The sequence below is a fragment of the Streptomyces sp. RLB3-17 genome (assembly GCF_007113425.2).
GTDB lineage: Bacteria > Actinomycetota > Actinomycetes > Streptomycetales > Streptomycetaceae > Streptomyces > Streptomyces mirabilis_D.
In genome coordinates, this window is sequence record NZ_CP041610.2 from 8,595,433 (window position 1) to 8,610,017 (window position 14,585).

Annotated in this window: 11 protein-coding genes; 1 reads left to right on the plus strand and 10 read right to left on the minus strand. The window is 70.1% G+C overall.

Going from position 1 to position 14,585, the window contains the following annotated elements; genetic code table 11:
* The first annotated feature begins 422 nt into the window (after positions 1 to 422).
* Positions 423 to 1,748, plus strand: coding sequence for an MFS transporter (locus FNV62_RS38605; RefSeq protein ID WP_143652253.1), 1,326 nt, complete (start codon positions 423 to 425; stop codon positions 1,746 to 1,748).
* Here FNV62_RS38605 and FNV62_RS38610 read toward each other — a convergent pair.
* The 10 genes from FNV62_RS38610 to FNV62_RS38655 form a co-directional block, all read right to left on the minus strand.
* Entirely contained in the window at positions 1,738 to 2,598 is an 861-nt protein-coding gene (locus FNV62_RS38610; protein ID WP_382108654.1) for an ABC transporter permease, read from the minus strand. The two genes, FNV62_RS38605 and FNV62_RS38610, sit on opposite strands and share 11 nt — an antisense overlap.
* A gap of 2 nt (positions 2,599 to 2,600) precedes the next feature.
* Entirely contained in the window at positions 2,601 to 3,335 is a 735-nt protein-coding gene (locus FNV62_RS38615) for an ABC-2 family transporter protein (RefSeq protein WP_079090233.1), read from the minus strand.
* A gap of 71 nt (positions 3,336 to 3,406) precedes the next feature.
* Positions 3,407 to 4,402 (minus strand): ATP-binding cassette domain-containing protein, encoded by a 996-nt coding sequence (locus FNV62_RS38620; protein ID WP_097286714.1) that lies wholly within the window; start codon positions 4,400 to 4,402, stop codon positions 3,407 to 3,409.
* Entirely contained in the window at positions 4,399 to 5,568 is a 1,170-nt protein-coding gene (locus FNV62_RS38625; protein ID WP_143628545.1) for an MFS transporter, read from the minus strand. The genes FNV62_RS38620 and FNV62_RS38625 overlap by 4 nt, the downstream gene beginning before the upstream one ends.
* Positions 5,561 to 8,428 carry a glycoside hydrolase family 2 TIM barrel-domain containing protein gene (locus FNV62_RS38630; RefSeq protein WP_144315866.1) on the minus strand — a complete coding sequence of 956 codons (2,868 nt, stop codon included), beginning with the start codon at positions 8,426 to 8,428 and terminating at the stop codon, positions 5,561 to 5,563. Before FNV62_RS38630 ends, FNV62_RS38625 begins: the two co-directional genes overlap by 8 nt.
* Before the next feature lie 42 nt (positions 8,429 to 8,470).
* Positions 8,471 to 9,352 carry a carbohydrate ABC transporter permease gene (locus FNV62_RS38635; protein ID WP_060901062.1) on the minus strand — a complete coding sequence of 294 codons (882 nt, stop codon included), beginning with the start codon at positions 9,350 to 9,352 and terminating at the stop codon, positions 8,471 to 8,473.
* Positions 9,349 to 10,311: a carbohydrate ABC transporter permease gene (locus tag FNV62_RS38640; RefSeq protein WP_144315867.1), complete on the minus strand. Its 963-nt coding sequence runs from the start codon at positions 10,309 to 10,311 to the stop codon at positions 9,349 to 9,351. The genes FNV62_RS38635 and FNV62_RS38640 overlap by 4 nt, the downstream gene beginning before the upstream one ends.
* Positions 10,312 to 10,343: 32 nt before the next feature.
* Positions 10,344 to 11,606 carry an ABC transporter substrate-binding protein gene (locus tag FNV62_RS38645; protein ID WP_097286718.1) on the minus strand — a complete coding sequence of 421 codons (1,263 nt, stop codon included), beginning with the start codon at positions 11,604 to 11,606 and terminating at the stop codon, positions 10,344 to 10,346.
* A 190-nt stretch (positions 11,607 to 11,796) separates the two neighbouring features.
* Complete coding sequence (locus tag FNV62_RS38650; RefSeq protein WP_097286719.1) at positions 11,797 to 13,044, minus strand: ROK family transcriptional regulator; 1,248 nt, start codon at positions 13,042 to 13,044, stop codon at positions 11,797 to 11,799.
* An 84-nt stretch (positions 13,045 to 13,128) separates the two neighbouring features.
* Positions 13,129 to 14,379 carry an FAD-binding protein gene (locus tag FNV62_RS38655; protein WP_097286720.1) on the minus strand — a complete coding sequence of 417 codons (1,251 nt, stop codon included), beginning with the start codon at positions 14,377 to 14,379 and terminating at the stop codon, positions 13,129 to 13,131.
* Positions 14,380 to 14,585: the final 206 nt, after the last annotated feature.

Sequence of the window (14,585 nt, forward strand, 5' to 3'; positions counted from 1 at the left end):
CTTCGTATGGATGTTCCACAAGGGGGGAGCGGCCAGGCTGGGGATAGCCGGTGGGCCGCGACCGCAGGCGCGCGCCATCCGTTTCCGGACGTCTTGGCGCGATGCCGTCGGCGCGAAGGATCAAATCACGGAGGGTGCCCGGCATCCAGTCGTTCGCCGCTCCCAGCACGGCAGTTGGAACACTTGGCTACTCATCCATGCACGCATGCACACGAATTCAGGGCAGCTTCTCTACATGTAGCCCGGCACAGGAATCCGACAGCTATTGCCACGGCGGCTCCGACCAGGACAACTCCGTACCAATAGAACCCACCCGTGCCGCAGTTGCGCATTCGCTGTGCAGATTCAGTCACGTGTGCATCCGTGCACCCGTCCCGTCTAGGCTGGTCGACGAGTGGATCGGGGTGACGGGGGCCGACACGGTGGCGTACAGGGCGCGGCGTGGGAGAGAGCCCAGGCCTTCGGAGCGGGCGGCAGAAGGCACTGTTGACGAAGGCACCCCACAACCGTTGCGGCGGGACCGTGACTTCGGTGTCTTCTGGGTCGCTCAGACCCTTTCGGTCCTCGGGGACTCCTTCGCACTGATCGCCCTGCCGCTGCTCGTGCTGCACGCGACCGGATCCGTCGCGCGGATGGGCCTGTTGACGGCCGTCGGCGGGGCGGCCTCGGTCGTGGCCGGGGTCTTCGCCGGGGTCGTCGTCGACCGGGTGGACCGTAGGAAGCTGCTGGTGACCTGCGATCTGGTCCGTATGGCGCTGTACGCGGTGATTCCGCTGGTCTGGGTCTTCGGACCGCGGATCTGGCTGCTCTACGTGGTCCTGCCGCTGTGCGAGGCCGTCGGCATGCTGTTCTCCGTCGCCTACGTCACCGTCATCCGCAACCTCGTCGGCGTCGAGCGGATCACGGAGGCCAACGGCAGGCTGAACGCGACCGCGGCGGCGGCCGGGGTGGCCGGTCCGGTGTGCGCGGGGCTGGTGGCGGCGTGGCTCGGGCCGGCCGCCGCCGTCGGCGTGGACGCGGCGAGCTTCGGCGTGTCGGCAGCCTGCGTCGGCTTCGTACGGTTCAAGGGCACCACACGCCCCGCACCGGGACCCGTGGCCGGAACGGGAGTGGTCCGGCGGCTGTGGACGGATCTGCTCGCCGGGGTGTCCTTCCTGGTCCGGCATCCGGTGCTGCGCGTGCTGACCGTCCTGCTGTCCTTCTTCAGTTTCCTGACACTCGGCCTGAACGACCTGCTGATCTACCACCTCAAGCACGATCTCGGCCGCGACGACGCCGCGGTCGGCACCGTGTTCGCGGTCGGCGCGCTCGGCACGATCGCCGGGGCGCTCCTGGTGGCCCGGGTGCGCCGACGCCTGGGCTTCGGCCCGACCTGGATCGGTTCGGTGGCGGTGTGCGGATGCGCGCTGGCGGGGCTGGGCTGGGCCCGCAGCGTGCCGGCCGTCGCCGCCCTGACCGCGGTCTTCCTGGGCTTCGGGAGCGTGGCGGGCACGTGCTCCATGTCGCTGCGGCAGGAGGTGACTCCGGAGCATCTGCTCGGACGGGTCACCTCGGCGTTCTGGACGTTGCACTACTCGGCGGCCCCGGCCGGCGCGGCCGTCCTCACCTGGGCCGCGGGGCGCCACGGCACGGCGGCGGTGGGCGTGGTCGCGGGCGCCTGCTGCGTGCTCGTCGCCGTACTGGCGCTGCTCACCCCGGTGCGCCGGCCCCGTACAGATGGCGCCGGCGCACCGGTCGTCAGCCGTTGACCCCGGAGTAGTGGCCGAGGCTCCAGCGCCACAGCAGCCGCGCGCCCAGATAGGCGAGCAGCCCCACCAGCGGTGAGGCCGCCGCCAGCCAGTACGGCACCCCCGAGTCGCCGCCGTGTCCGGTCAGCACGGCGGCCGGGAAGTAGGCGACGAAGGCCAGCGGCAGCCCGAAGGTGAGGAAACCGCCGACCGCGCGCGGCAGCACGTTGAGCGGATAGCTGCCGAACGTGCCGAGCAGCTCCTCCAGCCAGCGCCCCCAGTAGTCGGCGGCCGGGAAACGCAGCGAGGCGCAGGCCACCGCCGTGAACAGGGCCGCCTCCAGGAGCATCCCGCCCAGCACACAGACGACGAGGTACGAGATCCGGGCCGCGTTCCAGTCCAGCTGGCTGCGGGTCAGCGCGCCCACCATCAGCCCGGTCGCCACCGTCAGGTCGCCGATCGCGTTCGTGGGGAAGACGGAGAGCTGGAGCTGCCGGTGGACCGGCATCGGGCGGACCAGATACGTGTCGATCACACCCTCCTGGATGTGCCGGGCCAGTCCGTGCACCCGGCCCAGGAAGAGCACGAACAGACCGTGCGCCAGCATCCGCGTCGCCGCGATCAGCAGCACGTCCTGGCTCGCCCAGCCGCCCATCCCGGCGAACCGGGTGAGCAGCACCGTCGCGAACACGATCACCGACACCTGCCAGATCGCGCCGATCGCGATCATCAGCAGGAACTCGGAGCGGTACTCCAGCTGCGCGCGGAAGTTGAGACGCGTGATGCGCCACACGATCCGCAGGGATTTCAGTGATGTGCTGAGCTTGTCCGTCGTGTTCGGCCCGTACGTCCTGTTCGGTCTGTCCGTCATGCTCAGCCTCCCTGCGAGATCACGCGCCGGGCGGCCCGGCGCCACAGCAGCCGGGTGAACAGGGCGAGGGCCACCACCCACGCGGCCTGCAGGGCGAGTTGGGGCGCCGCCTGCGACACCGGGATCCGGCCGACGTACAGCGACAGCGGCACACTCAGCGTCGCCTGGAAAGGGAGGAAGCGGCTGAGCGTGATGAACCAGTCGGGGAAGAACCACAGCGGCGCGTACACCCCGGACAGCAGGTTCTGCGCGAAGACCAGGATCAGGATCGCGGCGCCGTTGCGGAGCGTCCAGAAGCACAGCTGGTCGATCACCAGCATCACGTAGTACAGGACCCACTGGCCGAGCAGCACGCTCAGCCCGAACACCGCCGCCACGGCGGCCGACCCGGGCGGCTGGACGAACCCGACGGCCAGACACACCGCGTATCCGGTCGACGCCCAGAGGAATCCGTAGAGTTGCTCGCCGAGCGCCCGCAACGCGTAGTAGCGCTGCGGGGGCAGCGGGCGCAGATACCAGTACACGATGGTGCCGAAGTGCATGTGCTGCTGGACGGTGTCCCGGCCCGAGTACTGGTCCAACGCCCTGATCCGGGTGGCCAGTACCGCGAGCACGGCGTAGGTGACGGCCTGGTCGCGGGTGAGGCCCGCGGTGGTGCCGGTCGTCGCGTACAGGCCGCGCCACAGCGAGGCCACCAGCACCACCTGCACGACGAGGCGCAGCAGCGCGGCGGTCATCCGGGGCGGGGTGTGCAGCTCGCCGAGCGGGGTGACCCGGGCGGCCCGCCAGCCGCCGGGGACGGTCGCGCTCACGCGGCCTCCGCCTGGACGTACGCCGCCCGCATCACGTCCTCCAGGTCCGCCTCGTCGATCGCGAGGTCGGTCACCTCGTACCGCTCGACGACCTGCTTGAGCGCCTGGTGGACCGTCGGGGCGCCGGGCCCGTCCGGTCCGAACACCACCTGGGGGCCCTCGCGGCGCAGCAGTGCGATGCCCGGCGGTGGGGCGATCGCCGCCTGTGGATCGGCGAGCGTGGCCCGCACCTGCCAGGTCGAGCCGAACCTGCGCCTGATCTCGTCCAGGGTGCCGTCGAGGACGAGCCGCCCGTGGTTGATGAGCACGACCCGCTCGGCGAGCCGCTCGACCTCCGTCATGTCGTGCGTGGTCAGCAGCACGGTCCGGCCGCGCTCCTCCACCTGGTGCTTGAGGAAGCCGCGTACCTGTTCCTTGACCACCACGTCCATGCCGATGGTGGGTTCGTCGAGGAACACCACGGGCGGGTCGTGCAGCAGCGCGGCGGCGAGGTCGCAGCGCACCCGCTGGCCGAGGGAGAGATGGCGCACGCGGGTGTCCCAGAAGGAGGAGAGGGCGAGCAGCTCGTCGAACTCGCCGAGGCGGACGCGGTGTTCACGCTCCGGCACCCCGTAGATGTCCCGCAGGATCGCGAAGGACTCTCGCACCGGCAGGTCCCACCACAGCTGGGTGCGCTGTCCGAACACCGCCCCGATGTTGCGTGCGTTGCGCTCGCGCTCCCGGTACGGGACGACGCCCGCGACGCGCGCCTCGCCGGAGGTCGGGGTGAGGATGCCGGTGAGCATCTTGATGGTGGTGGACTTGCCGGCGCCGTTCGGGCCGAGCAGCGCGAGCAGTTCGCCGGGCGCCACCTCGAAGGTGACGTCGCAGACGGCCTCCTTCGCGACCCGCTCGGGCTTGACGAGGGACTTGAGCGCGCCCGAGAAGCCCGGGCGGCGCACGGTGGTGTGAAAGGTCCGGGACAGCCCCCGGACCTGGATGCTGCCGCTCATGCGGACGCCTTCCGGGTCAGTGCGATCAGCCACAGGGTGGCCACGAGCGAGGCCGCGGACAGGGCGGTCAGCAGCCAGGGGACGGCGTGGATCCCCGACGCCTCGATGCCCACGCCGAGCAGCGGAGGAGCCGCCACCCCGCCGATCATGGACGCCGCGATCACCCAGGCCCCGGCCCTCTTCGCCTGCGGGAGGGCCCTGTTGAGCCACGGCAGCCCGGTCGGGAAGACGGGCGCGATGAACAGACCCACACCGGCGTACGCCACCGGCGCCGCCCCGGGGATCAGCGCCAGCAGCAGGCACGCGGTCATCCCGGCCGCGCAGACCGCGAGGATGCGCTCGGGCGCGTACCGCAGGGCGACCGGGACGACGAGGAAGCGGCCCGCGGTCATCATCAGCCAGTAGACGGAGGTGGCGGAGGCGGCGACCGTCGCGCTGTAACCGACGGTCTCCAGGTGGGTGGGTTCCCAGCCGCCGACGCCCGCCTCGACACCGACGTTCAGGATGTAGAGGAGCAGGAAGCCCACCAGGACGCGGGAGAGCAGGCCACCGGAAGCGGCGGGCCGCTCGGCCGGGGAGACGGGCGGCGCCTGGCTGCGGACCCCTCCCGTGCACAGGATCAGCGCCCCCGCGAGCACCGCGCACGCACCGAAGGCGTACGGGTAGTCGCCGGGCCCCAGCCACGCGACCAGCGCCGGGCCGAGGACCGCGCCGATGCCGAAGTGCGCGTTGAGGACGTTCAGCATGGCCGTCGAACGGTCGCCGAAGCCGACCGCGAACAGCTGGTTGAGGCCGTAGTCGATCCCGCCGAAGCCGAGGCCGCCGAGGAAGGCGGCGGCGAGTGCGAGCGGCCAGTTCGCGGCGAGCGCGAAGCCCGCGCCGCCCGCCGCCATCAGCGCGTAACTTGCCGCCAGGAGCGCCCTGTTGGAGATCCTGGAATGGATGGCGTTGAAGGCGAGGACGCCCACGACACCACCGGTGAAGTGCAGGCTCAGGCCGAGGCCCGCCGCCGAGGGGGAGAGGCCGTACTGCGCGCGCAGGCCCGGGACCGCGGGGCCGTAGAGCGCTTGCAGCATGCCGATGAGGACGAATCCGATACACGACGCGACCGCGGCCGGTCGGCTGAAGAGCCGACCGGCCGCGGTCCTCGTGAGGGTGTCAGCCATGGATCTCCGAGAAGAGGAACGTGAATTCGGCGGGCGCGGGCCGCAGTTGGTACTGCGGAAGCGCGCCCGGCCCGCACGACTGCGAGCCGATGCCCTGCTGGCCGTGGTCGAGATTGACCCAGACCGTGTCACCGGCCTTCAGATCGGTCGGATGCTCGGCCGCGTCGAGCTGCTCCGACGTCCAGCGGCGCGCGGTGAACCAGAACTCCGGCTCGCCCTCGACCCGAAGCCCACCGATCTCCACCCAGCGGACGTCGGCCCGAGCGCCGTTCTCCTGCGGACGGACGTACGGCGTCTGGAGTGCGTCGATGGTCGACTCCCAACGCCCCACCATGGAGGCCGACTTGGTGTCCGGGTAGGCCTCGCCGGGACCGCCGCCGAACCACCTCGCCCCGTCTACCGAGCCCGCGAGTCCCAGCCGGATCCCGAGCCGGGGCAGCGGCAGCCTCCAGTCGCCCTCGGGCGCCACGGACACGGTCAGCCGCAGCCGTGTTCCGTCGGACGTCCACCGGTAGACCGTGCGCAGGGCCACCTCGCGGGCGGCGGGCGCCACCCGGGTCCGTACGGTCAGCGCGTCGTCGCCCAACTCCACCGAGTTCAACCGGTGTTGCATCCGGTGCAGGCCGAGCTCGCGCCAGAGCGGGCCGTAGCGCAGATCCGGCTGCCAGGCCGCCCCGTTGTCGTTGTCGGTCGGCGCACGCCACACGTCGAGTCGCAGTCCCCTGACGTCGATCCCGCCGATCGAGCGCAGCGCGCCGGTACGGGCGTCGAAGGCCGCCGGGCCCAGGGTGATCTGCCCCTTGCCGAGGACCGGTCCGTCGCTCCGCGCCACGACGGTCAACGGCCGTGGCGAGAGGGGGAACTGGGCCCAGGCCACCAGGTGGTCCCTCGGCCCCCACGCGGTGTCGGCCGCGAGCGTCGCCCGTACCGTCCACTGGGTCTCCCCGCCCCGTGGGTCGGCCGGCGGGTCCGGCAGCTTCACGTCCGCGGACTCGCCCGGCGCGAGCTCCGGCACCGGCAGGACGCCCGACTCGACGGTCTCGCCGTCGACCTGGTAGGACCATTCGAAGGTGAGCGCGGAGAGATCCGCGAAGTCGTACGCGTTGGTGACCCGTACGGTCCCGTCCGCCCTGTCGCCGACGATCCGGACCGGCTCGATCACCTTCTTGTACTCGACGAGACCCGGGGACGGGGTCCGGTCGGGGAAGAGCAGCCCGTCGCAGACGAAGTTCCCGTCGTGCAGCTCCTCGCCGAAGTCGCCGCCGTACGCGAACCCGAACCGCTCGTCCTTGATGCCGTGGTCGATCCACTCCCAGATGAAGCCGCCCTGGATGCGGTCGTACGACTCGAACAGGTGCTGGTAGTCCGCGATCCCGCCGGGACCGTTGCCCATCGCGTGCCCGTACTCGCAGAGGATGAAGGGGAGTCCGCGACGCCTGTGGGTGCCGCCGTCGAGGCCGCGGCCTATCCTGTCGACCTCGGCGTGGTCGGCGTACATCCGCGAGTAGACGTCCGTGTCACGGCAGTCGATGTCACCCTCGTAGTGGATGAGGCGTGAGCCGTCCCGGCCGCGGATCCACTCGGCCATCGCGGTCAGCCCGCGCCCGGTGCCGGCCTCGTTGCCGAGGGACCAGATGACGACGGAGGGGTGGTTCTTGTCGCGCTCGACCATGCGGGCCGCGCGGTCGAGCAGGGCCGGGGTCCAGCGGTCGTCGTCGACGGGGTTGTCGCGCCAGGCCTGCTCGGTGAAGCCGTGCGTCTCGAGGTCGCACTCGTCGACGACCCACAGGCCGTACTCGTCGCACAGGTCGAGGAAGGCGGGGTGCGGCGGGTAGTGCGAGGTGCGCACCGCGTTGATGTTGTGCCGTTTCATCAGCAGCACGTCCTCGCGCATGGTCTCCAGGTCGAGGGCGCGGCCCCGTTCCGGGTGCCACTCGTGCCGGTTGACACCCTTGAAGAGGAGCGGTGTGCCGTTGACCTTGATCAGGCCGTCCTCCAGGACGACCGTGCGGAAGCCGACGCGCAGCGGGACGCGCTCGCCCTCGGTCGCGAGCACACCGTCGTACAGCCGGGGTGTCTCGGCCGTCCACGGCCGCACCGGTACGGTGACCGACTCGCCGGTCGCGACATCGATGTCGAGGCCGGGCACGGTGACCCGGCCGTCGACATCGGAGTCGACGCGCAGGGTCCCGAGACCTTCGACATGGTCGTAGGAGGCGTGCACGAAGAAGTCGAGGACGCCGCCCGCCGGGCGGTGCAGGAGCGTGACGTCCCGGAAGATGCCCGGCAGCCACCACTGGTCCTGGTCCTCCAGGTACGAGCCCGCCGACCACTGGTGGACACGGACCGCCAGCACATTGCCACCCGGCTTGAGCAGATGGCCGACCGCGAACTCGTGCGGCAGCCGCGACCCCTTGAACTCCCCGATGTCCGTGCCGTTCAGCCAGACCCGGGCACAGGACTCGACCCCGTCGAAGCGCAGCACCGCCCCGCCGTCCGAGGGCCAGTCGGACGGCAGGTCGAAGGTGTGCAGATGATCGCCGGTCGGGTTCTTGGTCGGCACGCGCGGCGGGTCGACCGGGAACGGGTAGAGGTGGTTGGTGTAGATCGGTGAGCCGTGCCCCTGGAGGACCCAGTGGCCGGGGACGGACACCTCGGCCCAGCCCCCGGCGTCGAACCCCTGCGCCGCGAACGAGTCGTCCTCGGCGTCGGCGGTGGGGGACAGACGGAAGCGCCAACTGCCGTTCAGTGACAAGGACCGCGCGTCCGAGGACGCGTACCGGGCGCGTGGCGGGAGCGCCCCACTGCCCGGCGAGACGTCCTCGACGTAGTCAATGGCGGAAGTCGTGCGGAAAGACATCGGTCTCCTAGATCGTCCCTTGGTGCCCGTCGAGCTTGTCGATCAGCCCTTGATGCCCGTCTGCGCGACCCCCTGCACCAGCCAGCGCTGGAGGAAGAGGAACACGAACACCAGGGGCAGGATGGAAATGGCGGTGGCCATGAAGATCAGGTGGTAGTTGACGGTCTGGTTGGTCATGTACGAGGAGAGCGCGATCTGCACCGTCCAGGCGCTCGGGTCCTGGCCGATGACCAGCGGCCACAGGAAGGCGTTCCAGCCGCTGATGAAGGTGATGGTCGCGATCGCGGCGAAGAAGTTCAGGGAGTTCGGTACGACGATGCGCCAGTACGCGCCCCAGTAGCCGAGCCCGTCCACGCGCGCCGCCTCCTCCAGCTCCTTGGGGAACCCCAGGAAGTACTGCCGGAAGAGGAAGCAGGCGAAACCACTGAAGAGCACCGGAATGACGAGACCCCGGTAACTGTCCACCCAGCCCAGCGAGGAGACCAGCACGAAGCTCGGCACGAAGGTGACGGCGGGCGGCACCATCAGGGTCCCCAGGACCATGTAGAAGATCTTGTTGGCGTGCTTGTACGGGATGCGGGCCAGGCCGTAGCCGGCGAGCGAGCAGACCAGCAGGGTGCCCACCGTGATCAGGACGGCGACGACCGCTGAGTTCAGCAGGGAGCGGCCGAAGTCGACCGTCGTGTCGTGGAACAGCTCGGTGAAGTTGCTCCACTGGGGGTTCGTGGGGAAGAACTTCCAGTTCTCGCCGGTGATTTCGGGGTCCGTCGACAGCGCGTTGCGGGCGATCAGATAGAAGGGGACGAGGAAGAGCAGGGCGGCGACGCCGATGGAGACGTACAGGCCGGTGTTGCCGATGACGCTGCCGCGCTTGACACGGCGTGGCTTGTCGACCGGAGTGACTGGAGGCACGGTGGCGGTCACTTGTCGTCACCCCTTCCGAAGCCCAGGAACCTGCCCTGCGCCAGTGTCACGATGAGGATCAGCAGGGTGAGGATCACCGCGCCCGCGCTGCCCTCGCCGTAGTCCTGGCTCTCGCCGAGCGCGGTGTTGTACAGCTCGACGAGCGGCGGCCGGCCCCAGGTCGTCTTCGCCAGCAGGTTGTAGAACTCGTCGAAGGCCTGGTAGGCGGCGATGACCAGCAGCAGGATCACCGCGGTCGAGGTGGCCCGCAGCTGCGGCAGAGTGATGTGACGGAAGGTCTGCCAGCCGGGCTTGGCACCGTCGATGGCGGCGGCCTCGTACAGCTCGGGCGGGATGTTCTGCAGCGCCGCGAGGAACAGGATCATGTAGAAGCCGGCCTGCAGCCACAGCCGCAGCGTCACGATGACCAGCCAGTACCAGGGCGGATCGGGGTTGGCGAGCCAGGCGATGTTCTCGACGCCGAACCAGCCGAGGATCGTGTTCATCAGGCCGAAGCGGACCCCGCTGAAGATCGACATCTTCCAGATCAGCGCGGCGGCGACATAACTGCACGCGGTCGGCAGGAAGAAGACGGACCGGAAGAACGCCTTCATGAAACGCAGCCGGTTCACCAGCAGGGCGAGGCCCAGCGACAGCGCCCAGGTGGTGGGCACGATGAAGGCGGCGAACACGGTGAAGGTGACGAGCGAACCGATGAATTTGCTGTCCTGCAGCATCTGCCAGTAGTTGTCGAAGCCGACGAACTTGCTCGGCGTCACTGTGAAGCGCGCCTCGAAGAAGCTCAGCCAGAGGCTCCAGCCGATCGGCACATAGACGAAGACCGTCAGGCCGATGAGGAAAGGGCTCGTGAAGAGCCAGAAGTTGAAGGTGCTGCTGCCCCGCAGCCCCCGCCGCGGCCTGGCCGGTGAGGCCTTGGCCGAGGCGGGGCGCGCGACACCGCGCGTGGTGGTGGTCGACATGTCGCTACCCGTCCGTCTGTCTCCGTCCCGGCCTATCCGAAGAGCTTCTTGAGCTCGCGGTTGACGGTGGTGTCGGCCTTGGAGAGCTCGGCCTCCGGGTCACCGTTCTTGCGGACGCAGTTGGCGAAGACGTCCTCCAGCGCGGTGATCATGGCCTGGGTCCAGCCGATGTTGTCGAAGTGTCCGAAGTCGTTGAAGAGCTTGACGCCCTCGGCGGGCAGGCCCGTCTTGAGCTTGGTGGCGGACGCGGCGATCGAGGCGCGCGGCGGGATGTGGAAGCCGTACGACAGCGCGAAGTCCTCCTGGTACTTCTTCTGGTCGATCCACAGCCACTTCACGTACTCCTTGGCCAGGTCGGCGTTCTTGCCCTTGGCGTTGACGAACATCGACCAGCCGCCGTTGACGACCGACTGCTTGCCGGAGTCGGTGACCTTCGGGAAGGGGAAGATCCCGAGGTCGTCGCCGAGCGCCTTCTGCATGACCGGCATGGCCCACATACCGCAGAACTGGATGGGGGTCAGACCCTGCACGATGGCGGAGGGGTCCCAGTAGTCGGTCGGGGCGTCGAGGAGAAGGTGGCCGCTGGTGAACAGCTGGCGCATCTTCTTGATGCCCTCCTTGACGCCCTCCGTGTGGTACGCGATCTGGTTCTTCGCGTCGAGGGTGTCGGCGCCGGACGACCAGATCAGCGGGTTGATGACGGCGTGCAGGTCGTTGCCGATGAACAGGCCCTTGACCTTGCCGGTCGTGAGCTTCGCCGCGGCCTCGATCAACTCGTCGAGGGTGGTCGGCGGCTGGATCTTCGCCTTCTCCAGCACGGACTTGCGGTAGAAGAAGAACTGCGGGTCGTCGATCATCCGGACGCCGTATATCTTCCCGTCCACCGTGTGCGAGGCGATGTCGGCCGGGTTGAAGTCGGACTTGACCGGATCGATGATGTCGCTCAGGTCCGCCACCTGACCGCTCTTGATGAGCTGGATCTGCGGGTGGAACTCGAACACGTCGGGGGCGTTGTCGGTGAGCAGTGCGGAGAAGAGCTTGCTCTCGTAGTCCGCGCTGGTGATCCACTGCGTGTTCACCGCGGCCTTGTCGTAGGCCTTCGCGTACCGCTTGAGGGCGTCCTCGACGCCGGCCTCCCCGTACGCGTGGAAGTACTGCTTGATGGACTTGCCCGAACTCCCGCCCCCGGAACGCCCGTTGTTGCTTCCGCACGCGGCCAGCGGCCCCAGCGCGGCCAGCCCCGCTGCGGCCCGCAGGACGGATCGACGGTCCCAGTTGCTGCTCATTGCCGACATGGTGACGTCCTTGTCTCTTGTACGGCTGCGGCTCGAAATCGCTGTGCGGTGCGGGACGCTAACCTTCTGTTAAGGCTTCGGCAAGGGGTTGGACGAAGTCTGTTCGAAGCGTTGTCTTCGGTTCGGTGGATCGAACAGGCGTGTCGGCAGGGCGAGTTGGCGGACCGCCGGCCCGGCGGCCCACGGCCTCCTAGAGAGCGGTGCGGCGCGGGACGGCCCTGCCGCCGACGGGCTTCTGGCCCACCGCGTTCAGGGCGCCCTCCAGGGCGAAGGTCGCGGCGCCCAGGCAGACCGGGTCGGTGGGGATGGGGGAGAGGACGATCTCGGTGGCGGCCAGCGGTCGCCGCAGCGCGTGCCGGGCGACGGCCTCGCGCACCTCGCGCAGCAGCGGTTCGCCGAGTGCGGCGGCCACCCAGCTGCTGAGCACGACGACTTCGGGGTTGAGGAGGTTGATCAGGTCCGCGATGCTCGCGCCGAGATAGCGGGCGGTGTCCCGGACGACCTGGAGCGCCACCGGGTCGCCGGCGGCGACCCCGCGGGACAGGGCGTCGATGGTGGCGGTCTGGTCGTCGGGGTGCAGCAGCGGGCTCTGCGGGCTCGACTCCCGCAGGTTCCGCATGATTCCGGGCGCCCCGACGTACGTCTCCACGCAGCCGTGGTTGCCGCAGTGGCACGGCCGCCCGTCGAGGACCAGCGTCGTATGGCCCCACTCGCCCGCGCTGTTGCTCACCCCGCGGTGCAGCCCGCCGCCGAGCGCGAGGCCGGCACCGACCCCCGTGCCCAGGTTGACGACGACGGCGTCCCCGCGACCGCGGGCCGCGCCGAACCACAGCTCGGCGACCGCGCAGGCGCGCAGCGGGTTGTCGAGGTGGAGGGGGTAGGCGATGTGCTCGGCCAGCAGGTCGAGCAGCGGCACGTCGTGCCAGTCCCAGTTCGGCGCGTACTCGGAGATGCCGGTGTCGCGGTCCACCTGGCCCGGCACGCTGACCCCGACGCCCAGGACGCGCGCGCCCTCGACCCCGGCCTGCGCGACCACCGAGCCGACGGCCGCGGCGACATGCCCGACGACCTGCTCCGGGCGGCTCTCACCGGGGCGCATGTCCTCGGCGGCGCGGGCGAGCACGTTCAGCGCGAGGTCGAACAGCTCCACGCGGACGTACGTCTCCGCGATGTCGACGCCGATCAACGCGCCCCCCGACGCGTTGACGGCCACGAGTCCGCGGGGGCGGCCCCCCGCGGAGTCCTCGAACCCGACCTCGGTCAGCATGCCGAGGTCGAGCAGTTCACCGACGAGCGTGGCGACCGTGGCCAGGCTCAGCCCGGTGGCCGCCGCCAACTCCTGTCGTGAGGTGGGGGACGCGGCGATGATCTGACGCAGCACCTCGTAGCGGTTCGCGGTGCGGATGTCGCGTGATGTCCGCTTCGCCTGCTTTGCCACCTCGGTCCTCCGTACCGCACAGCGGGGCTCGACGGTCCCGGCGCGGCGCAAGGCTATGGCCTGGCGAGGAGGTTCGACAAGGGGTTAGGAAAGGGGGTGAACAAAGTCCCGCACGAAGGGGTTGGTGAACTTGCCCGCCGGGTCCATGGTTTCGGCCAGGGCCCTGAAGTCGTCCAGTCGCGGGTAGCGCCCGCGCAGCACCTCCCCGGGCGTGGTGAACACCTTGCCCCAGTGCGGCCGGGGATCGAACGGCTCCAGCGCCTCCTCGACCCGACGCACCACCGGCAGGACGGCCGCCGTGTCCTCGACCCAGGTGAAGTGCAGGGCCACGGTGTCCCGGCCGTAGGCGGGGCTCAGCCACTGCCGGTCGGCGGCCACGGTGCGCACCTCGCAGATCTGGAGCAGCGGCGCGATGTGCTCGCGGATCGCGTCGAGGGCGCCCAGCGCCGCGAGCGCGTGCGGGCGCGGCAGCAGGTACTCGGACTGCAGCTCGGCCCCGCTGCTCGGGGTGAACTCCGCCCGGAAGTGCGGCAGCCGCTCGTGCCACGGTCCGGGCACCGCGAACTGCTGGGTGCAGTTCTCGGCGGGCATGCCCGGCACGGGGTGCATCGCCTCGGTGGCGGGCGCGGCCCAGGGGAAGTCGGGCAGCGGCTGGTCGGTACGGCGCTTGAGCCACACCTGCCGGAAGCCCGGGCGCCCCCAGTCGGTGAAGAGACTCACGCTGTACGCCGTCGCCGCCACCGTCTCGAAGTCGAGCCCGGCGAGGGGAAGTTCGGTGAAGACGTGCTGGCTCACCTCGAAGTCCGGTTCCAGGTCGAGGGTGAGGGTGGTGACGACACCGAGTGCGCCGAGGGAGGTCACGGCGCCGTCGAAGCGTGCGTCCTCGCGGCCGATCGTGACCGTCGAGCCGTCCGCCGTGACGATCTCGACCTCGCGCACGGCGGAGGCGAGGGAGCCGTTGGTGACGCCCGAGCCGTGGGTGCCGGTCGCCACCGAGCCCGCCACGGAGATGTGCGGGAGGGAGGCCATGTTGTGCAGGGCGAACCCGTGCTCGTGCACCCGGCGGGCCAGTTCGGCGTACCGGACGCCGCCCGCGACCCGTACCGTACGGGCGGTCGAGTCGACGTCCACGGTCGGGGGCAGCGCGGTGAGCGAGACCAGTACGCCGTCGTCGCCGGGCTCGGCGATCTTGTTGAACGAGTGCCCGCTGCCGAGGACGCGGACGCGTGCGCTCTGCGCGACGAGCGCCGCGAGGGCGTCGTGCGTGTGCGGGCGGTGCAGTTCCTTGGCGGTGTACGTGATGTTGCCGGCCCAGTTGGTCAGGGTTTCTGTCATCCCTGTCGTGCCTCCCCGGGAAGTCGCCGTGCGCGGCCGTGCGGTGGCCACTGCTGGAAACTACCTCGGGGTCGGCCGGTCCGGTGTCCCGGGCCTGTCCCCTGTCGCGCGTGGCGGACCGCGGTTACGGTAGAGGTGGTAGAGAGCGCTTGCTGTGTGGCGCTGTCCCGTAGTCGCCCTCTTGCCTAGCCGCCCTCTCCCGTAGT